Annotated in this window: 23 protein-coding genes; 16 read left to right on the forward strand and 7 right to left on the reverse strand. The window is 49.0% G+C overall.

The window, feature by feature from the left end:
- Positions 1-16: 16 nt before the first annotated feature.
- The 7 genes from brxC to BM305_RS18125 are packed head-to-tail and all read right to left on the reverse strand — an operon-like array spanning position 17 to position 5888.
- Positions 17-1114, reverse strand: coding sequence for a BREX system P-loop protein BrxC (brxC, locus tag BM305_RS18095; RefSeq protein WP_242940588.1), 1098 nt, complete (start codon positions 1112-1114; stop codon positions 17-19).
- Between the two features lie 14 nt (positions 1115-1128).
- Entirely contained in the window at positions 1129-1686 is a 558-nt protein-coding gene (locus BM305_RS18100; protein ID WP_092564270.1) for a DUF1788 domain-containing protein, read from the reverse strand.
- Between the two features lie 12 nt (positions 1687-1698).
- Entirely contained in the window at positions 1699-2328 is a 630-nt protein-coding gene (locus BM305_RS18105; RefSeq protein ID WP_092564273.1) for a DUF1819 family protein, read from the reverse strand.
- Between the two features lie 2 nt (positions 2329-2330).
- Positions 2331-2570: a helix-turn-helix domain-containing protein gene (locus BM305_RS18110; RefSeq protein WP_092564275.1), complete on the reverse strand. Its 240-nt coding sequence runs from the start codon at positions 2568-2570 to the stop codon at positions 2331-2333.
- A gap of 40 nt (positions 2571-2610) precedes the next feature.
- Positions 2611-4443, reverse strand: a complete 1833-nt coding sequence (locus BM305_RS18115) for an AAA family ATPase (RefSeq protein ID WP_092564278.1) — start codon at positions 4441-4443, stop codon at positions 2611-2613.
- Between the two features lie 4 nt (positions 4444-4447).
- The gene (locus BM305_RS18120; protein WP_092564281.1) at positions 4448-4891 is read right to left on the reverse strand and encodes an ABC-three component system middle component 2; all 444 of its coding nucleotides are present in this window, start codon (positions 4889-4891) and stop codon (positions 4448-4450) included.
- A gap of 1 nt (position 4892) precedes the next feature.
- A complete protein-coding gene (locus BM305_RS18125; RefSeq protein ID WP_092564284.1) occupies positions 4893-5888 on the reverse strand; it encodes an ABC-three component system protein in 996 nt (331 codons plus the stop codon).
- Positions 5889-6150: 262 nt separating this feature from the next.
- On the opposite strand from BM305_RS18125, the gene BM305_RS18130 reads away from it, so the two are divergent.
- From BM305_RS18130 to BM305_RS18205, 16 genes are all read left to right on the forward strand, one after another.
- Complete coding sequence (locus tag BM305_RS18130; protein WP_207649515.1) at positions 6151-6351, forward strand: hypothetical protein; 201 nt, start codon at positions 6151-6153, stop codon at positions 6349-6351.
- A gap of 246 nt (positions 6352-6597) precedes the next feature.
- Positions 6598-7104, forward strand: a complete 507-nt coding sequence (locus BM305_RS18135; RefSeq protein WP_092564287.1) for a sigma-70 family RNA polymerase sigma factor — start codon at positions 6598-6600, stop codon at positions 7102-7104.
- A gap of 296 nt (positions 7105-7400) precedes the next feature.
- Positions 7401-7733 carry a DNA ligase gene (locus tag BM305_RS18140; RefSeq protein ID WP_092564290.1) on the forward strand — a complete coding sequence of 111 codons (333 nt, stop codon included), beginning with the start codon at positions 7401-7403 and terminating at the stop codon, positions 7731-7733.
- Entirely contained in the window at positions 7723-8862 is a 1140-nt protein-coding gene (locus BM305_RS18145) for a DUF2800 domain-containing protein (protein WP_092564293.1), read from the forward strand. Before BM305_RS18140 ends, BM305_RS18145 begins: the two co-directional genes overlap by 11 nt.
- Positions 8855-9427 carry a DUF2815 family protein gene (locus BM305_RS18150; protein WP_092564296.1) on the forward strand — a complete coding sequence of 191 codons (573 nt, stop codon included), beginning with the start codon at positions 8855-8857 and terminating at the stop codon, positions 9425-9427. The genes BM305_RS18145 and BM305_RS18150 overlap by 8 nt, the downstream gene beginning before the upstream one ends.
- 78 nt (positions 9428-9505) lie before the next feature.
- Entirely contained in the window at positions 9506-11446 is a 1941-nt protein-coding gene (locus BM305_RS18155) for a DNA polymerase (RefSeq protein ID WP_092564299.1), read from the forward strand.
- 93 nt (positions 11447-11539) lie between these two features.
- Entirely contained in the window at positions 11540-11959 is a 420-nt protein-coding gene (locus tag BM305_RS18160; RefSeq protein ID WP_092564302.1) for a DUF7768 domain-containing protein, read from the forward strand.
- A gap of 4 nt (positions 11960-11963) precedes the next feature.
- Complete coding sequence (locus tag BM305_RS18165; protein WP_092564305.1) at positions 11964-12296, forward strand: hypothetical protein; 333 nt, start codon at positions 11964-11966, stop codon at positions 12294-12296.
- Positions 12296-14569 carry a phage/plasmid primase, P4 family gene (locus BM305_RS18170; RefSeq protein WP_092564308.1) on the forward strand — a complete coding sequence of 758 codons (2274 nt, stop codon included), beginning with the start codon at positions 12296-12298 and terminating at the stop codon, positions 14567-14569. Before BM305_RS18165 ends, BM305_RS18170 begins: the two co-directional genes overlap by 1 nt.
- 141 nt (positions 14570-14710) lie before the next feature.
- Complete coding sequence (locus BM305_RS18175) at positions 14711-14992, forward strand: VRR-NUC domain-containing protein (protein ID WP_092564311.1); 282 nt, start codon at positions 14711-14713, stop codon at positions 14990-14992.
- A complete protein-coding gene (locus BM305_RS18180) occupies positions 14973-16316 on the forward strand; it encodes a DEAD/DEAH box helicase (RefSeq protein WP_092564314.1) in 1344 nt (447 codons plus the stop codon). The genes BM305_RS18175 and BM305_RS18180 overlap by 20 nt, the downstream gene beginning before the upstream one ends.
- A 46-nt stretch (positions 16317-16362) precedes the next feature.
- The gene (locus BM305_RS18185; RefSeq protein ID WP_092564317.1) at positions 16363-16782 is read left to right on the forward strand and encodes a DUF1492 domain-containing protein; all 420 of its coding nucleotides are present in this window, start codon (positions 16363-16365) and stop codon (positions 16780-16782) included.
- Between the two features lie 124 nt (positions 16783-16906).
- Positions 16907-17266, forward strand: coding sequence for an HNH endonuclease (locus tag BM305_RS18190; protein ID WP_092564320.1), 360 nt, complete (start codon positions 16907-16909; stop codon positions 17264-17266).
- A gap of 216 nt (positions 17267-17482) precedes the next feature.
- Positions 17483-18037 carry a P27 family phage terminase small subunit gene (locus tag BM305_RS18195; protein WP_092564322.1) on the forward strand — a complete coding sequence of 185 codons (555 nt, stop codon included), beginning with the start codon at positions 17483-17485 and terminating at the stop codon, positions 18035-18037.
- Entirely contained in the window at positions 17994-19214 is a 1221-nt protein-coding gene (gene metK, locus BM305_RS18200) for a methionine adenosyltransferase (protein WP_242940590.1), read from the forward strand. Before BM305_RS18195 ends, metK begins: the two co-directional genes overlap by 44 nt.
- Positions 19215-19327: 113 nt before the next feature.
- The coding region (locus tag BM305_RS18205) for a transposase (protein WP_143099220.1) at positions 19328-19544 on the forward strand (217 nt) is incomplete at its 3' end.

The following is a 19544-nucleotide window of genomic DNA, read 5'->3' on the forward strand; positions in this document are numbered from 1 at the left end:
TTCATGGAGCCTTAAATTATATGACTCCAGTAGAATATCGTTTATCTAAAATGACCGAATAAAAATTGTATAAAAAAGTGTTGACAATCCACTTTTTCAGGATACGCTTCTGGACAACTTCGTCTACGGAAGAAGAAGTCAGCGACAGTCTGGTCTTGAAACGGGCCTGAATACGGGAGAACTCATCGGCACGAACTTTGATGATTTCGTCGATGGCTTCCTGACCGGTGCAGCATACCCATACCTTTCCTTCGCACTCGCTGCCGATTTTCTCGGTCAGGGACTGCAAGTTTAGGAGCATGTCTGTATCCGTACCAACGTACTGGCCAGCTTCGTCAATCATGAACAGAAGCCTAAAATCCTTCGGCTTGCTGTCTACATAGGCCTTGATATCACGAACAAGCTGAGCAATGGAAAGTTCCACAGCCGTTTTGTCATTAAACCACTTCTTGGCGTCATCCTCACTCATATCCAGAACTTCCATCAAAGTCGGGATGATGAACTTGCCGTTGAAGGCAAAGGCGCGGCGCATCTCTACCCAAGACTTGCCCTTTTTCTCCTCGAACACACGACGGAACTCCTCGGTCTTGCCACTCTGCTCGATGTAGTATTCCAGCATGGCAACCTTTAGGTTTTCGCCATAGAAGCCAAGGTGGTTATAGAACATCTTGGCAAACACACGCATGACGGCGGTCTTGTCTTTATTGATGGAGCCTTCGATATCGATATTGAACAGGATAGTCTCGGTGGCACCCTTGGTGGCACGGTCAATCTGCATGAAGGTAGCAGGGTCATCTTCGAACTTCTGACGGAACAGTTCTACCGTATTGGTATCGCCAATGGCTCTGTTCTCCAGAATGTAGGACAACATTTTCAGGAAGTGAGATTTACCACTTCCAAAGAAGCCTGAAATCCACACGCCAATATCGGCTGTCGGCACGTCGAAGGAATCACTATAGTAATTGAAGAAGGCCGAAAAATGCTTTCTCAGTTCTTTGGTGATGACATACTCTCGAACTTCCTGCTCGATGATGTCGATGGAATCTTGGTCTACCTTGATGACACCATTAATCGGTCTGTTGATGTCATCATGGAACATGTTTTGTATTCTCATGGATGCGGCCTCCTTTATATTTCATTAAAAGCCCTGTAATAAGGGTTAGGTGTCAGTTTATCGAATAAGCGCACATAGTTGCCATCGAATGTTCCCGGATACATAACCAGAATCGGGATATCCGAGAAATGCGGCTGTAGGGCTTCCAGCAGCGAATGCACTCTCATGAATGGGAACACATCGCCAACACCGGTCAGGAGAAGGATGTCTCCCGGTTTATGTGGCTCATACTGTATTTTCTCGATGAACTCGCCTTCGCCGATAGCAGAATGAAGCTGCTCCAGCAAGAAGGTCTTTCCATCGCTTTCTTCCATGTCAGGGATGGCATCGGTAATATCAATGTCATCACAAAGGGAAAGATAGGTCTTGTAAAGATTGCACTCCACCAAGTGGCAGGCAATCGTCTGGTCTGTGGTTACCTGTTCAATGAACTGGCGAACAACCATCTCATCTGATGCCGGATAGCAAAAGATGCGGATATTTACCTCGTTGCTCAGGCCTTTGCCTTCGAGGAACTCCGGCTGCTGTATGTGATTGCGCAAGTTATCCAAGCGCTCTTTTATCGTGGCCATGCTGCGCCTCCTTTACGAAAAGTAATTGAATGCCGGAAGAACGATGTCATCGTTGTTGCTGCGGATGGCATTTTCCAGAATTGGATTGAGCCATACCGGATTCAGGTGGTCAGCGCTCGTGCTGTCGATATACTCGTTCTCCACCAGCATTTTATTCAGCACCTGTTTGACCTTCGTGATGGTGCTGTCACTCCAAGTGGCGACCCAATCGTCCTGCTCTTGCAGGCGAAGGAAAAAGGTGTTCAAGTCTATCTTACCAAAGGAGGTGTCCCTTAATCTGTACTTCTCCCCGATAACTGTAATCATAAAATCCCAAACCAGCCGGTACTGCTTCATCATGGCGTACAGGCATATCTGCTTGGACACTTCGGATGGCTGCGTAGCCATTGCTGCTATAAGCGATTCGTCGTTCATAGCATGCAATCTGCGGATGCAGGCCAGTGCCATTTTGCGCACAGACTTTTCCGTTGGGTACTGGAACAGATTCTCTGTTACGATTCTGTTTGCGGTATCTTCATCGGTCAGGCCCTCATTCAGCAGCTTTGCCGTCGTGCGCATTTCATAAAATAAAAATTGTTCTCTTGTTATGGCGGCATTGTAGGGACTGGCATCCCTCAGTGCTGCCGAATTATTTTGAGCCATAGTTACTTATCCTCCTGTGGAGCCTTCTCTCCCTGCGGAGCATCCTCCACCACTTCCATGATATCGCTGATATCACATTTTAAAGCAGTGCATATACGCAGAAGCACTTCTGTGGTAATGTTGTCGCCCTTACCGAGTTTGGCAACAGATGCGGAGCTGATTCCGCTGGCTTCTCGCAAGTCCTGCTTATTCATATTTTTATCAATTAACAATTTCCAGAGCTTGTTATAGCTGATATACATTCTCTTACCTCCGTATGCTTCGAAAACAGGTTATTACGCATCAATACACATCATGCAGGAATCCATAACGCTCGCCATCAACCTTTCTCTTTGTAAAGGTGATAACGTTAGCGCCGCTTGCCGCAAAATCCAAGTGTGGAATATGGTCTAAGTTTTCAATCACAATCAACTGGCCCTCCTGGTGGTTGATGAAATAATTAAACAGACCAGCTTTCATACTTTCCGGTGCATCTTCTGAATCATCCTCATCAAATCCATGAAGTGGCGTATCAATAATCAGTAATTCCGGATTGTAGATGGCGTGCTCATTCAAATACTTACGGAACATGAGAGCCACTACAGTATTCAAATAAGAGCAGTAACCTTTTCCGTGACTTGCACCCTTCGGCTCTCCATTTACTTCAATATCGAATTTCTTCATGTCGAATCGAGCTGCAGCAAGTCCTTGGTATTGACATTCCTGCAAAATTGAATCAGCATACTCACTCATCGTAGTCTGAAACTGACTATCAAAGTGTTCTTTCGGGTGATACTGAATCTGCTCCATGTCTTTTTCTTCCTGTTCCTTTATGGCAAGCTCGTCTAAATCGCCAGACCAGTCCTTCGCAAATTCTGCGACAATCTGCATTTCCTTATTGATTTGTATATAAGCCCGATAGCCATTGATTGATTCTGTCAGCTTTGCAGATTCTGGTTTCAGCTCTTGCTCAATCATTGCTTCAATGTTTGAGCGTTTCTTTCTCTGCTCATCGAGTTCTTCCTGAATCTTTGCCTGCTGCGCTTTCACATCCTTTTCGGTTTCAACCAATCCCTGCATCTGCGACATTATCCTGCCAAGCTCTGCCTTTGATGTTTCAATATAGGATTTATGACTGTGGGGAGTAATCTTTCCTTCGCAAAATGGGCAAGAGGTTACTTGTGGCAGTTTTTTCGTTTCAACTTCGCCCTCAACAATAAAAGAAAGACGCTGGATGTCCGCTTTATACTGGCTTCGAAGATTCTGATATCTCGACAGAAGCACATTGCACTCAGCTGATTTTTCTTCGAGAGCCATAATAGACGACAGTAACTTTTTGCTTTCTTCTAATGCTGCAGCGATTTTGTGTTCTGTTTCCTCCAGAGAAGAAATCATCTGAGCAATTTGAGCCTCAATATCAATACCACCGAATATTTGCAATTCTTTTTCCAGACGTTCCTTTCTCTCGCCAGCATTTGAAAGTTTCCCATTGACATATTCTTCAACAGCTTCTTTCCTTGCTTTTCTGATTTCCTTCTGCGTCTGGACATCCATTTCAGAGAAATCCTGACCCGTCAATAAGTAAATCAGTGATGACATAAAGAGCGTCTTCTCATATGTTTCCTGCGGCTCAATAATAGAAACTTCGTCATCAATCCTTCGCTCATTTACATAAAACAACCGTAGCAGGTTAGTCCATGTCAGGCGCTCAGGCTTGAAACGTGCATTTGCAGGCACCTTGGGCTCGCCGCTTATACCAAGCAGATGAAGCATTATTATGTTGAAATCAGGTGTTTTTGACTTCTCAGAGTGTTTCAGGTTATATGTGCCACTCTCAATTCCTTCGATTTGTGTGGATACCTCCACCTGATTTTTCCCAACCTTACGACTCACCGTAATATCGCCTTTATCGGAAGCCAGTATAACAATCGCCTCATTATATCCAGCAGACGGTTTAAACGGTGTCGTTAAAGTTTTCATGCTGCCGCCAAAGACAAATTCAATGCACTTAACAATGCAGGTCTTACCAGTATCAGACCGCCCTTGAATCACATTCAAACCCTGCTCAAAGGTAACATCAGCAGCTTCTTTTGTTTCACTTTTTGCAATCACTTTTTTAATCCAAAAACCAGCCATTCTGCTACCTCCTTAACGATTTCATGGATGCCTTATTTATCACATCCATAATTTCCGAATCTGTTCTGTTTCCAAACTTCTGCACAGTTATATGCGCCAGCTTTTTGTAGGCCACAGCGTATTCTGACTGCATTCTTTTTGAAGCACTGAATCCTGCTTCAGTTATCGCATATTGAAATCCATCACGACCTCTTACCACTTTTACCGTTCCATCCAGTACCATATCCTTTAGCGTGCTCTGGATGCTTTTTCTTCGGGCAGCATATTCGCTGAAGCCGAAATCATTATCACCATTTAGCACTTGCTCCGACAATTCAAAGTACCTGCTGTAAACAGTAAGTAAATCATACTCTGCGATTCTGTCAGCAGTTATCCCATAGCCACAGACTGATAAAAGAAGCATAATCCGTAGCGATGTTTCAAATGTACTATTAAATACCTTTTCCATATCAGACCACCCACGAGCTTATCGTCCCGTCATTCACCAGTATGTGGCAAATACCCATTTTCTCTAAGTTTCCTATTAAACTACGGATTTGACTCAAAACAGACAAATCCAAGGTTGTGTTTGTTACTTTCTCAAGAACAGCAACCAGCCTTTCATAACCATCTGCATACTTTCGGCTGTTGCGATATGTCATTCGGATACCATCCCATGCATCTTTTTTCAGTTTGGCAAACTCATCTTCTCCATCATCAAAAGTATCTCGAATGGAATGTTCAATGCTCTCTGCACTGTAATAGGCTTTTCGCTGGTCTGAAAAGTCCTCCGGGAATGGGTCAGGCAAGGATGGAATGTCTGCTTCCGTAATGCCCGTTTTCCCTAACGCCTGTGCGTAGGCATCACACAGTGCTTTTATATATTTCAATTCAACATTTGCAACATTCTGTGGCACCAACATCTGATGAATGACGATTTCTTCACCACAAATATGTAGCTTGTCGCCTCTGCGCTCTATTGTCGGAGGGGCGATATCTTTTATACGTTTACCCGTTTCTTTCTTCTTAATAGTAAGCGTGGTTATATCATCGGATTTTCCTTCGGCCCGATTGTTAATAATCTGGGCCATGATGTTGCCGCAGATTTCGCCAACGTTATCCGGATGAGCGTCAAATCCATACGCCCTGATATCTTCGCTCATTTGTGACAGCGCATCAAAGGAGTATTGATTTACAAAATCTGCAAAGTGTGCTTCATCAACACGAGAAAGCATAATACCTGCATCTTCTTCGGAAATATTCAACCTCGAACCAGTGTAAATGGCCTGCAAGGTGGATTTTTCCTTCCCGTACATTGGGTTTATATCCTTATCTGCGCTTCCTATTTTTTCGATGGCTACGTCATCAAGTATGGCATCTGTCAAAATCTGAACACACATAGCGGTGGTTTCACTTCTATTTCTTCTGTACTTATGCAGCACCTTGGCTAATTCACAAAATCTCAATCGAGTGCTCCTCCTTCCATGTATGCGGTGATGTATGCAGATGTATGCGCATGTCGCTAAATAAAAAATATGATTTTGTATACTGAGTTTGTAAGAAGCAAAGAGCAAATTACACTTCTTGCAATCTACACTTTTTAATTATAGCACGTTGGTGTGTAGAAAACAATATCTTCACGATGACAAATATGTGAACAGCGATGCAATACAAAACATTTTCTAAACACCAACTGCTAAAAAGGCTTTTATAGAGGAAGAAAGGCAGGTGAAACAGATGAAATCCTCCGACCGAAAAATGTGGGAAACCAATATTGAAAATGCTGCCTCCACAGTGGCAGCCGAGTATGGTAACGCCGTAGCAAAATCAGTTTTTGCACGCTATGGTGCCCACGGCTTTTATGATTTGGCCCCATGCAATTACAGTGAAGTGTTCGCTGACCTGGAGCAAATCGCCAACGACAACTAAAATAACCGCCCTGAGCAAGGCGTAAAACTACTTTTCCTGAAACCCGCTCACCTTCTTCGTGGCCACGAGGTGTGTTCGTAGCGGATGGATGGAAGAACTTTCAATATAGAGTGCCAGCTTAACGAACGGCTGGTCACCGATTCGAAGTGGAGAAATCCACCTGAGGTGACCATCTTATGAAATGCAATACTGGCAGCCAAACAGGTTATCTCCGCTTCGGTTTCACAGCCGAAAGGAGACAATCACATGGCAATCAATGACAATCAGAACACTCGCTTCATTTACGTTCGCTCCACCAAGGAGAAAATCCCTTGCACAGAGCAGCAGTTTCAGGACTTTTATCGCATGGCCGGAGCCGTCCGTAAAAAGGAACAGTACCACCACCGCTGCAAATGCCCGAAGCAATTCTTCTGGGCCTGCGATGGCGACTGCGAAAACTGTGAACATCATTTAGGCTACGGTACGCTTTCGCTCGATGCACCTAATACCGACGACGATAGCACGCTCCTTGACACCGAGCTTACCGAAACCGTCAGCATGGAAGAGGTCTATGCAGACCGTGCCCTTTTGGAGCAGCTGTTCCAGCGCCTTCAGGAGCTCGACCCGGATGCCGACCGCATCATTAAACTGTGGAGCGAAAACGACAAGATTTCCGACCGCAGCATTGCCGAGGCTCTGGGCCGCAAGCAGCGCACCTTTGCCGACCAGATGAAACGAATCCGCACTGAGCTGCGTAAGGTACGTGGCTATTAAATAGGTAGCGCACCTGGTTTTACTCTCCGGCTGGGCCAGTCTCAGTCGGAAAGAAAAACTTTTTTGAAAAATATCCGCTCAACTCTGTAATTCCTCTCCAGTGGGAAATTGTGAGGCACAACAAAACAGCCTCTCAGAAACGGAGGTGAGCATCATGAAGCAGGCTTATCACAAAAGCGATACCGACCTTGAAACGATTGAAGTTCTTACGGCAATCAGTCAGGTATCCGCAAGAATGGCGAGAAACCTTAAAATCCTCGCCGCAACAAGACAATCCGAGGAAGGAGGAAGAATCCATGAGCAAAATGAACGATATGGCTATGACCATCGAAGAACTGTGCAATGCAGCTGCTACCATCGCTGATGCAGCCGACTGGCTGGCAAAACAATTCAGCGGCGATGCTGCTGAGCAGCCACCTGCAGAAGAAGTCGCTGCCAAGCCGGAGCCTAAGCCCCAGCTGACGCTGGAACAGGTACGAGCTGTACTGGCAGATAAATCCCGTGCCGGTCACACCGCTGCTGTACGTGAGTTGCTTCTGAAATATGGAGCCAGCAAGCTGTCACAAATTGACCCGGCAAATTATGAAGCCCTCTTGAGGGAAGCGGAGGTGCTTGGCGATGCCACCTAATGGACATGCAATTCTCTCCGCCTCCTCTGCCAATCGCTGGCTCCACTGTCCGCCTTCTGCAAGGCTTGGTGAGAGCTACGAGGATAAAGGCAGCGACTATGCAGCGGAGGGCACCGACGCACACAGCCTTTGCGAGTACAAGCTCCGCAAGGCGCTGGGCCAGAAGGCCAAGAATCCTACCAAGAAGCTGTCCTGGTACAGTGAAGAAATGGAGGATTGTGCTATCGGCTATGCTGCTTACATCCTTGAGCAGGTGGAAGCTGCCAAGCAGACTTGCGCCGACCCGGTCGTTCTGATTGAACAGCGAGTAGATTTCTCCCGTTGGGTAGAACAGGGCTTCGGTACGGCAGACTGCATCGTCATCGCAGACGGTACACTCCGCATTTGCGATTACAAACACGGTCTGGGCATCCTCGTTTCGGCTGAGGATAATCCGCAGATGAAATGCTACGCACTCGGCGCTCTGGAGCTGTTCGACGGCATCTACGACATCGATACGGTCAGTATGACTATCTACCAGCCCAGACGCCAGAACATCTCAACCTGTGAGCTTTCCAAGGACGAGCTTTACCGCTGGGCCGAAGAAGTTCTGAAGCCTACCGCAGCCTTGGCCTTTGCCGGTGATGGCAGTTACTTGTGCGGCGAGTGGTGCGGCTTCTGTAAGGCCAAGCATGAATGCAGAGCCAGAGCCGAAGCAAATCTCTCTCTTGCACAACATGACTTCAAGCTGCCTCCGCTGCTCACGGATACAGAAATCGAAGTCATCCTCTCCCGTGTGGACGAGCTGGTAGCATGGGCTTCCGACATCAAGGAATACGCCCTGCGTCAGGCAGTCAGCGGCAAGGAATGGAACGGCTGGAAGCTGGTCGAAGGTCGCTCCAACAGGAAATACACTAATGAAGCTGCTGTCATTCAGGCAGTCAGCGAGGCAGGCTTCGACCCGTATGAGAAGAAGCTGCTTGGTATTACAGCCTTACAGAAGCTCCTTGGCAAGTCACGCTTTGATGAACTTCTGACCGGCTTTATCGAAAAGCCGCAAGGCAAACCAACACTCGTGCCGGAGAGCGACAAACGCCCGGCAATGAATAACGCAAAAAACGATTTTATGGAGGAAAATGACAATGAGTAAAAATATGAAAGCTACAAATCCCATGAAGGTAATCACTGGCCCGGACACCCGTTGGAGCTATGCCAACGTCTGGGAGCCGAAATCCATCAACGGTGGCGCTCCGAAGTACAGCGTCAGCCTCATCATCCCGAAGTCCGACACCAAGACCGTCGCTAAGATTGAAGCTGCTATCGAGGCAGCCTACAAGGAAGGCGAAGGCAAGCTCAAGGGCAACGGTAAGTCCGTACCGGCACTGTCCGTTCTGAAGACCCCTATGCGTGACGGCGACCTGGAGCGTCCGGATGACCCGGCCTACGCCAACGCCTACTTCGTGAATGCCAATGCTACCTCTGCTCCCGGCATCGTAGATGTTGACCGCAATCCTATCCTGACTCGCTCTGAGGTTTACTCTGGCGTGTACGGTCGTGCCAGCATCAGCTTCTACGCCTTCAACAGCTCTGGCAACAAGGGCATCGCCTGCGGCTTGAACAACCTGCAGAAGGTGCGTGACGGTGAGCCGCTCGGTGGCAAGTCCAGCGCTGAGTCTGATTTCGCAACGGATGAAGCCGACGATTTCCTTGACTAACAACAGCATCTAAGTAACCGGCAGGGTGGCGGAGAAATCTACCACCCTGTTTGACACTTGCGGAAAGGACGTGCTTTTATGAAAACACTGAGTATTGATATTGAAACCTACAGCAGCACGCCGCTACAAAAATCTGGCGTGTACCGCTATGTGGAGGCTCCTGATTTTGAAATCCTGCTCTTTGGCTACAGCGTGGATGCTGGCCCGGTGCAGGTCATCGACCTTGCCTGCGGTGAACATATCCCGAAAGAGATACTGGATGCCTTGGAGGACGAGGCCGTTATAAAATGGGCCTTCAACGCCAGCTTTGAACGAATCTGCCTCTCTCGCTTCTTGGGTTATCCGACCGGCGATTATCTTGACCAGGAAAGCTGGCGTTGCTCTATGATATGGGCGGCCACAATGGGACTGCCGTTATCCTTGGAGGGTGTTGGTGCCGTTCTCGGTCTTGAAAAGCAAAAGCTCTCAGAGGGCAAAGACCTCATCAAATATTTTTGCCAGCCCTGCGCTCCTACCAAAACCAATGGACAGCGCAATCGCAATCGACCCTTCCATGCACCAGATAAATGGGCCGACTTCAAACGCTACAATATCCGTGATGTGGAAACCGAGATGGGCATCCAGCAGCGGCTTTACAAATTCCCGGTGCCTGAAATGGTGTGGGATGAGTACCACCTTGACCAGCAGATAAATGACACCGGTGTAAGGCTTGACCTGGAACTGGTAAAGCAGGCGCTTGAAATGGATGACCGTTCCCGTAAAGAACTGACCACGGCAATGCAGCGTATCACGGCATTGGAAAACCCGAACTCTGTCCAGCAGATGAAGCAGTGGCTGGCCGAAAACGGCATGAAAACGGACAGCTTGGATAAAAAGGCTGTTGCTGAACTTTTGAAAGCAGCTCCACCAGAGCTTTGCGAGGTTTTGACCCTGCGCCAGCAGCTGGCAAAGTCCTCTGTTCGCAAATATCAGGCAATGGAAAAGACCGTATGCGCTGATGGTCGTGCCCGTGGCATGTTCCAGTTTTATGGAGCCAATCGCACAGGCCGTTTTTCCGGACGTAATATCCAGCTGCAAAATCTGCCGCAAAATCATCTGCCTGACTTAGCGGAAGCACGTGCCCTTGTGCGTTCCGGTGACTTTGAGGGTGTAGAGCTCCTGTATGAAGATGTGCCCGATACGCTCTCGCAGCTTATCCGCACAGCCTTTATTCCACGGGAAGGCACACGCTTTTATGTTGCTGACTTTTCTGCCATTGAAGCTCGTGTCATTGCATGGTTTGCAGGCGAAAGCTGGCGACAGGAGGTCTTTGCCAAGGGCGGCGATATCTATTGCGCCTCTGCCAGTCAGATGTTTCGAGTGCCGGTAGAAAAGCATGGCATCAACGGTCACCTTCGTCAAAAAGGTAAAATCGCTGAACTGGCCCTCGGCTATGGTGGCAGTGTCGGTGCCCTTAAAGCAATGGGCGCTTTGGACATGGGCCTCACTGAAGAGGAGCTTCCTCCGCTGGTTGATGCTTGGCGACAGTCCAATCCGAAAATTGTCGAATTTTGGTGGGTCGTTGACCGGGCAGTTATGGAGGCCGTGAAGTATAAGCACACCACCACCGATTACGGTCTGACCTTTTCCTGCCGCAGCGGCATGCTGTTTATCACACTGCCCTCCGGCAGAAAGCTGGCCTATGTAAAACCCAAGGTCGGTATAAATAAATTTGGTGGCAGCTGCATCACCTACGAAGGTGTTGGCGGCACCAAGAAGTGGGAACGACTGGATTCGTATGGCCCGAAATTTGTCGAAAACATTGTGCAGGCAACAGCTCGTGACATCCTGTGCTATGCCATGAAAACACTGCGTTGCTGCTCCATTGTCATGCATATCCACGACGAACTGGTCATCGAAGGCGACCCTCGTATGTCGCTTGACGCAATCTGTGAACAGATGGGCCGCACTCCACCGTGGGCAGAAGGCCTGTTACTGCGTGCCGATGGCTACGTCACAGATTTTTATAAAAAAGATTAAAAATACTCCGCTCAAATCGGGCGTTCATCTCCAGTGGGAAATTAGAGGTGGACGCTCTTTTTCTATGCCCACCCGGAAAGGAGAAATCGTGCAATGAGCATCAGCAAATTTAACAGCGAGGGATATTTTGACCCCACAGCCTACGGCGCACTGTCCGTTATCGACAAGGAAGAACGTGCCCTTCGTGCTTTCAGGCCAATCGTCTACATCTGCTCTCCCTTTGCCGGAGACATCGATGCCAACGTGAAAGCTGCCAGAGCCTACAGCCGTTTTGCCGTGGAAGCCGGTTATATCCCCATCGCACCGCATTTGCTATTTCCGCAGTTTCTGAATGATGCCGACCCACAGGAACGTCAGCTTGGTCTGTTCTTCGGAAACGCCCTAATGAGCAAGTGTTCCGAGGTCTGGGTGTTTGGCAAAAACATCTCATCCGGCATGGAAGCTGAAATTGAACGGGCCAAGTGGAAGAACTACCGCTTGCGTTATTTTACCGAAAATCTTGAGGAGGTCTAAGACTATGTATGAAGTAATCGAAAAAAGAAAAATGCTGCCTGATGGCACGGATATCAGCACCTATACCCGTGAGGTGGTGAGCGCCAACATTCTCGAAGTCGAAGCTGGCACTACCGGCTATCAAGGTGGCGACACCGGCCACGGCGGACGTACCTACTTTCGCATTCAGGATGCTGCCAGCACCGATATGGACATCCATGTTATGCGTGACCGTTTTGGAGATGCGACCGGCTTTGAGGTTTTCCTTGGCGGCGACTGTGAGCTTGAAACTACCATCCGTGCTTTGAAGTTTATCACCAAGGTGCTGGAGGAGGAATCCAAGGAGGTGTTTGACTAATGTTCACTCTGTATTCTGCGGACGTTGCCGGCAATCCCGGTAACTGCTCCTATCCCCATAAGCAGGTCGTTTTGGATAAAGCAAATCTGAAGGCGGCCATTTGCCATGACTATGTATGCGCTGAATACCGCAACAGCTATCGTAACGGCGAAAACTTCATCGGCAGCGATTGCCTGCCGGTGGACTGCGACAATGACCACTCTGAAAATCCGGAGGATTGGATTACACCAGAGGACGTGATGCAGGCTTTTCCGGGCGTGACCTTTGCGATTCATTACAGCCGCTTCAATCAGCGTGAGAAAAATGGAAAGCCTGCAAGGCCCAAATTCCATGTACTCTTTCCGATTGATACCGTAACGGATGCAACGCTCTATAGCGATATGAAAAAGCTGGTCAACTCCATCTTTCCGTATTTTGACACGCAAGCGCTGGATGCCGCACGTTTCTTCTTTGGAACTGCTGCTGCCGAGGTTGCTCTTTATCCGGGCCGCATGAATCTGACCGAGTTTCTGGATGATGACCTGTTCGATGAAGGTCTGCCGGAGGGTCAATATGATTCTTCCGTTATCCCGGAAGGCAGCCGCAATGCAACGCTGAGCCGTTTCGCCGGTCGTGTCATTAAGAAATACGGCGATACGGATAAGGCCTACCAGACCTTTCTTGAAGAAGCGGCAAAATGTGAGCCGCCTCTTGATAACAGCGAACTCGGTACTATCTGGCACAGCGCTCAGCGTTTTTATGCAAGGCTCTCCAGCCAAGAGGGCTATGTGGCACCAGAGGTTTACAACGACCCGTCCTGTTATAAGCCGGTCGATTATTCTGACGTTGGACAGGCTGAGGTGCTGGCGAAATATTTCTCAAAAGAGCTGCGCTACTCTCCGGCCACCCACTTTATCCGCTACTCTGACCACTACTGGCAGGAATCCGAGCCCGGTGCACAGGCAGTCGCTCATGAGCTGACCCGTCGCCAGTTAAAGGAATCCGGCAACGACCTGCTTTACTCTTTGGAAAAGCTGAAGAACTGTGGTGCGCAGGCGATTTTGGAAGGTGCCTCCAAGAGCAAGGCCGAACAGCTGATGAACGAAGAACAGCTGCAGGCTTTTCAGGAATTTTCTGCAGCCAAGGCCTATCAGGCTTTTGCAGTCAAGCGCCGTGACTCCAAGAACATCACCTCGACGCTGAAGGAATCCCATCCAATGCTGGAGATTTCGCCGAGGGATTTGGATGCCGACTGCTTTGCCCTGTGTACGCCCGAAGCTACTTACGACCTGCGCAAAGGCATGGCTGGTGCCAGAGAGCCTTCGCCGGAGGACTATATCACCAAAATCACCTCGGTATCGCCGGGCCAAAAGGGCCAGCAACTCTGGCTTGACAGCCTTGACCTTATCTTCCAGCGCAATCAGGAGCTCATCGATTATGTGCAGATGATTTGCGGACTGGCTGCAATTGGCAAGGTTTATGTGGAAGCCCTCATCATTGCCTACGGCGATGGCCGGAATGGTAAGTCCACCTTCTGGAACGCCATCTCCAGAGTGCTCGGTCTGTACAGCGGCAACATCTCTGCCGATACGCTAACCGTTGGCTGCCGTAGAAATATCAAGCCCGAAATGGCCGAGGTCAAGGGTAAACGTCTACTCATTGCTGCAGAAATGCAGGAAGGTGCCCGTCTGAATGATTCGACCGTCAAACAGCTCTGTTCCACCGATGAGGTGTTTGCGGAAAAGAAATATAAAGACCCGTTTGCCTTCAAGCCCTGTCACACCCTTGTGCTGTATACCAATCATCTGCCTCGTGTCAGTGCTTCCGATGATGGCATCTGGCGTCGACTTATCGTCATTCCGTTCAATGCCAAGATTACCGGCAACAGCGACATCAAAAATTACGGTGAGTACCTGTATGACAATGCCGGTGACAGCATTCTGGCGTGGGTCATCGAGGGTGCCAAAAAGGTCATCGAGCTGGAATACCAGATTCCTGTTCCGGCCTGCGTGCAAAAGGCCATTGATGAATACCGCAATCAGAATGACTGGTTTGGACATTTCATGGAGGATTGCTGCGACATCGACCCTTCCTATAAGGAAAGCTCCTCTGGGCTGTATCAGGCCTACCGTAACTACTGCGTCGATACCAACGACTATGTGCGCAACACGGCAGATTTCTATCTTGCCTTGGAGAGCGCCGGTTATGAGCGTGTCGTGCAAAATCGGAAGCGTTACTTTAAGGGCCTGCGTTTGACACAGAAAAATGACGCTGAGGAAGATTTTTTGAACTGATTATCTATAGATGACAAGGTGTATCAAGGTCATATACAAAAGTTCTCTTAGCACTATAAAAAAAGCTATAAGAAAAAGTTAGGAAAAGACCCTTGATACACCTTGCACATCTTGATTAAAAGCCCTGATGGGAGGACAAGTATGCGAGAAAAAACGATAGAAACCAAATTAACCGTGGCGGTCAAAAAGGCCGGTGGCATCGCAGTAAAGTTCGTGTCTCCGAGTTTCGACGGGATGCCCGACCGCCTTATCTTATTACCTGATGGCGTTATCGCCTTCGTAGAACTGAAGGCACCGGGAAAACGCCCACGCCCACTTCAGGAAGCAAGGCACAGACTGCTGCGCTCCTTGGGCTTTCGTGTTTACGTCATCGACAGTATAGAACAGATTGGATGGATGCTTCTTGAACTTCAAACCACATGATTATCAGGCCTTTGCCATCGACTACATCGAGACGCATCCCGTAGCTGCTGTACTGCTCGATATGGGTCTTGGCAAGACGGTGATTTCCCTGACTGCCATCGCTGACCTGCTGTTTGACAGTTTTCTGGCCTACCGCATTCTGGTGGTCGCCCCACTTCGAGTGGCCCGTGATACCTGGCCAGCAGAACTTGAAAAGTGGTCGCACCTGAAACACCTGACCTTTAGCGTTGCCGTTGGCAGTGTAAAGGAGCGCCGAGCGGCTTTGATGACTGCAGCCGATATTACCATCATCAATCGTGAAAACCTGCAATGGCTGATTGAGGACAGCAATCTTCCCTTTGACTACGATATGGTAGTTATCGACGAGCTCTCCTCCTTCAAAAATCACCAGTCAAAGCGTTTCCCGTCTTTGATGAAGGTACGGCCCAAGGTCAAACGTATCATCGGCCTGACTGGCACACCAAGCTCCAATGGCCTTATGGATTTATGGGCCGAGTTCCGGCTGCTGGATATGGGCAAGCGCCTCGGTCGCTTCATTACCGAATACCGCAACAATTACTTTACACCGGATAAGCGAAACGGCATGATTATCTATTCCTACAAGCCACAGCCCTATGCAGAGGAGCTTATCTACCGGCAGATTTCAGATATTACGATTTCCATGAAATCCACTGACCACCTGCAGATGCCGGAGCTGATTTCTTCGCAGTATGAGGTGAAGCTCTCCAAGGAAGAACGCCAGCGCTACGAGGAACTGAAAAAAGACCTGGTATTGCAACTGCCGGACGGAGAAGTGACTGCTGCCAATGCAGCCTCTCTCACCAGCAAGCTATCCCAGCTGGCCAATGGTGCGATTTATGCCGATACCGGCGATACCATCGAATTTCATGACCGAAAGCTGGATGCACTGGAGGATATTCTGGAAGCAGCAAACGGCAAGCCCGTTCTGGTGGCCTACTGGTTTAAGCATGACCTGGAACGTATCAAGCGCCGCTTTACGGTAAGAGAAATAAAGGAAAGCCGGGATATCACCGACTGGAATGCCGGAAAAATCCCGGTAGCCGTTATCCATCCTGCCTCTGCCGGTCATGGCCTGAATCTGCAGGCTGGCGGCTCCACCCTTATCTGGTTTGGGCTGACCTGGTCACTGGAGCTTTACCAGCAGACCAACGCCCGATTATGGAGGCAAGGCCAGACCTCCGGTACTGTGGTGATAGAACACATCATCACAAAAGGCACCATCGACGAGCGCATCTTAAAGGCCCTCTCTCAAAAGGAGCTGACCCAGACCGCTTTGATTGATGCCGTAAAAGCCAATCTATGACAATCAATGCCAATCCGAGGGAAATTAAAAATTCCGGAGGTATCGTATGACAGAAAAAGAATACTTACTACAAGCTCGTTACCTTGACGAGCGTATCAATTCTAAAATCCAGCAAATCGCTTCTTTGAACGAGCTGGCGACCAGATGCACCTCTACCATTTCGGATATGCCGAGAAATCCAAATCACGGTGGCTCTCGTATGGCAGATGCCGTAATCAAGATTGTTTCCCTGCAGGAAGAAATCAACGGAGACATCGACGCACTGGTAGACCTGAAGCATGAAATCATGGGTGTCATCAAAGCAGTCCCCAATGTGGAGTACCAGACCTTACTGGAGAAGCGCTACCTGTGCTTCATCACCTGGGAGCAGATTGCCGTCGATATGAACTACTCCATGCAGCACATCCACCGCATGCACAGCGCCGCACTAAAAGAAATCACCGTGCCGCCAAAGCATGAGAGTTAATGTGATAGAATGAGACTCCCTTCCTATGATATTATTACAATAGCGAAAAGCGAAAATCACAGAGAGCCTTGTGGGTCACACGACCTGCAGGGCTTTTCTTATGCCCGAAGGAGGTGAACACAACATGCCAAGGAAACCAAAACGACCGTGTTCCCATCCCGGCTGCCCCAACCTAACAGACGGTCGCTACTGTCCGGAACACGAGAAGGAAGAAAACAAACGCTACGAACGGTACGACCGTGACCCTGCTACCAAGCGACGCTACGGCAGGGCTTGGAAACGCATCCGTGACAGCTACGCTGCTGCCCATCCACTGTGTGAGCAGTGCCTGAAGGACGGACGCTACGTTGCGACCGAGGAGATACATCATAAGCTGCCACTCTCTCAGGGTGGTACGCATGATAGAAGTAATCTCATCGCCCTATGTAAAAGCTGTCATGCAAAGATTCATGCCGAGCATGGAGACCGCTGGCACAATAAATAGGGCTCCCGGAAGGTCGTTAGACCTTTTGGGAAAAGGACGAGCAGCGTAGTGAACGAGCTTTCGTATTTATACGGAAGCGAATGATGCGGAGCTTGTGAGGACGCAGGGGCGGTCTACTTCTCTACAGTGAAGTTGCCGTGGAACGGGCGTGGGCTCTTACGCACAAAGTCGCAAATTCAAACGGGGTATATAGGCCCCCGAAATGGAGGTGTGAAAATGGCTAAGGACGGTACAAACCGTGGTGGTGCCCGTATAGGTGCCGGAGCCAAGAAAAAGCCCTTAGCTGATAAGCTCGCCGAGGGTAATCCGGGCAAACGAGAGTTGACTGTCATCGACTTCGATAATCAATCAGCCGATTTAGAAGGTCAGCCGATGCCCAAACCATCCAGACTATTATCTGCAAAGCAAAAGGACGGCAAAAAGCTGCTGGCTTCCGGTATCTACAAAAAGACCTGGAACTGGCTGCAGGAACGCCACTGCGCATCACTGGTTTCGCCCGACCTATTGGAACGGTATGCCATGAGCGCTGCTCGTTGGATTCAATGTGAGGAAGCCATCTCCGAGTTTGGTTTCTTAGCCAAGCATCCGACGACCGGCAATGCAATCCAGTCGCCCTACGTGGCCATGAGTCAAAACTTCATGTCCCAGACCAATCGTCTCTGGATGGAAATCTATCAAATCGTAAAAGAGAATTGTGCCAGCGAGTACAACGGTGCCACTCCGATGGATGACACGATGGAACTGCTGCTGCGTGCACGGAAAGGAAATTGATATGAACATTACTTATAAAACCGCAGAGTCCGTCTGCGAAGGGCATCCTGACAAGCTGTGTGATAAAATCGCCGATGCAATTCTGGATGCGTATTTGAGAAAAGATAAAAGTGCTCATGTTGCTGTGGAGGTCATGGCCGTTGGCCGCCGCATTATCGTTGGCGGCGAAATCAGCTCCACTGCCAAGGTCAATATTCAGGCTGTAGTCTGGCGTGTGCTGGACGACGTCGGCATGAAATCGTGGAGGCGTCTGCTTCAGGTCTATGTGAGAAAACAGAGTCCTGACATCGCTGGCGGCGTAAACTACTCCTTGGAAAGCCGCAACGGCGATGACAGCTGGTATTCCTCTATGGGTGCTGGCGACCAGGGCACTGTTTATGGTTATGCCATTGATGAGGGCGGTTATCGCTACCTTCCGCTTCCGCTGCTCTATGCACACGACATCTGCAAAAAGCTGGATGAGTGCCGCAAGTCCGGTCTCGTTCACGACATCCTGCCGGACGGCAAGGCGCAGGTCACCATTGAATATCGTGATGGGCAGCCTGCTCGTGTGAAGGCCATCGTGGTCTCCATTCAGCACAAGGAAAGCGTACAGCTCGAACAGCTGCGCAGTGAAATCATCTCCAATATCCTGTGGCCCGTTTTCGAGAAGTTCCCGTTTGATAAGGACACCGAGATTTTGGTGAATCCTTCCGGTCGCTTCGTCAAGGGTGGCCCAGATGCTGATACCGACCTCACCGGCAGGAAGCTGATGGTCGATAGCTACGGTGGCCTTGCGCATCATGGCGGTGGTGCCTTCTCCGGCAAAGACCCGTCCAAGGTTGACCGCTCCGGTGCCTATATGGCTCGTTACATTGCAAGAAATCTCGTCTCCTCCCGTATCGCCAAGGAATGTGAGGTCAGCATCTCCTACGCCATCGGCAAGGCTGACCCGGTGGCCTTTACCGTGAACACCTTCGGCACCAGCAAGTATCCGGATGAGGCAAACCGTAAAGCCTGCCTTGAGGTTTTCAACCTGCGTCCGGCAGCCATCATCGAAAAGCTGTGCCTGCGCAATGCCGATTATGAAAAGACCGCCACCTATGGTCATTTCACCGGCTATAACACTTGGGAGGATTCGCTCTCCCTGAAGGAAGATATCCGTTTGGAGGAGGTCGTGAAAAAGTATGCAGATTGAAACAAAGAATGTGAAAGACCTGCTCCCGGCAGAATACAATCTGAATAGGTTATAATAAATTATACAAATCATATTCGGTCATGATATAATGAGAAAAATGGAGGATAACTATCATGGCAGGAAAAGTAAAAAATTACACCGATGATTTTAAAAAGCAAATAGTCGCATTAAGGCAAAATGGTAAACCAGCAGCAGAAATAGCTAGAGAATATCAACTGGCTAAATCAACAGTAGTGAAATGGACAAATGACTATGGTAATACAGGTTCTTTTAAGGCTAAAGATAACAGAACTGACGAAGAAAATGAGTTGATTCGCCTTCGTAAAGAAA

Origin of the sequence: Anaeromicropila populeti (assembly GCF_900112775.1) — a bacterium.
Taxonomy (GTDB): Bacteria; Bacillota; Clostridia; order Lachnospirales; family Lachnospiraceae; genus Anaeromicropila_A; species Anaeromicropila_A populeti.

Coding starts and splice junctions, on each gene's coding strand:
- BM305_RS18175 (WP_092564311.1), top strand. CDS start 14,711: ATGCGAGAAAAAACGATAGAAACCAAATTAACCGTGGCGGTCAAAAAG.
- BM305_RS18145 (WP_092564293.1), top strand. CDS start 7,723: ATGCCACCTAATGGACATGCAATTCTCTCCGCCTCCTCTGCCAATCGC.
- BM305_RS18155 (WP_092564299.1), top strand. CDS start 9,506: ATGAAAACACTGAGTATTGATATTGAAACCTACAGCAGCACGCCGCTA.
- BM305_RS18195 (WP_092564322.1), top strand. CDS start 17,483: ATGGCTAAGGACGGTACAAACCGTGGTGGTGCCCGTATAGGTGCCGGA.
- BM305_RS18120 (WP_092564281.1), bottom strand. CDS start 4,891: ATGGAAAAGGTATTTAATAGTACATTTGAAACATCGCTACGGATTATG.
- BM305_RS18115 (WP_092564278.1), bottom strand. CDS start 4,443: ATGGCTGGTTTTTGGATTAAAAAAGTGATTGCAAAAAGTGAAACAAAA.
- BM305_RS18140 (WP_092564290.1), top strand. CDS start 7,401: ATGAGCAAAATGAACGATATGGCTATGACCATCGAAGAACTGTGCAAT.
- BM305_RS18105 (WP_092564273.1), bottom strand. CDS start 2,328: ATGGCTCAAAATAATTCGGCAGCACTGAGGGATGCCAGTCCCTACAAT.
- BM305_RS18160 (WP_092564302.1), top strand. CDS start 11,540: ATGAGCATCAGCAAATTTAACAGCGAGGGATATTTTGACCCCACAGCC.
- metK (WP_242940590.1), top strand. CDS start 17,994: ATGACACGATGGAACTGCTGCTGCGTGCACGGAAAGGAAATTGATATG.
- BM305_RS18165 (WP_092564305.1), top strand. CDS start 11,964: ATGTATGAAGTAATCGAAAAAAGAAAAATGCTGCCTGATGGCACGGAT.
- BM305_RS18135 (WP_092564287.1), top strand. CDS start 6,598: ATGGCAATCAATGACAATCAGAACACTCGCTTCATTTACGTTCGCTCC.
- BM305_RS18170 (WP_092564308.1), top strand. CDS start 12,296: ATGTTCACTCTGTATTCTGCGGACGTTGCCGGCAATCCCGGTAACTGC.
- BM305_RS18190 (WP_092564320.1), top strand. CDS start 16,907: ATGCCAAGGAAACCAAAACGACCGTGTTCCCATCCCGGCTGCCCCAAC.
- brxC (WP_242940588.1), bottom strand. CDS start 1,114: ATGAGAATACAAAACATGTTCCATGATGACATCAACAGACCGATTAAT.
- BM305_RS18100 (WP_092564270.1), bottom strand. CDS start 1,686: ATGGCCACGATAAAAGAGCGCTTGGATAACTTGCGCAATCACATACAG.
- BM305_RS18110 (WP_092564275.1), bottom strand. CDS start 2,570: ATGTATATCAGCTATAACAAGCTCTGGAAATTGTTAATTGATAAAAAT.
- BM305_RS18150 (WP_092564296.1), top strand. CDS start 8,855: ATGAGTAAAAATATGAAAGCTACAAATCCCATGAAGGTAATCACTGGC.
- BM305_RS18185 (WP_092564317.1), top strand. CDS start 16,363: ATGACAGAAAAAGAATACTTACTACAAGCTCGTTACCTTGACGAGCGT.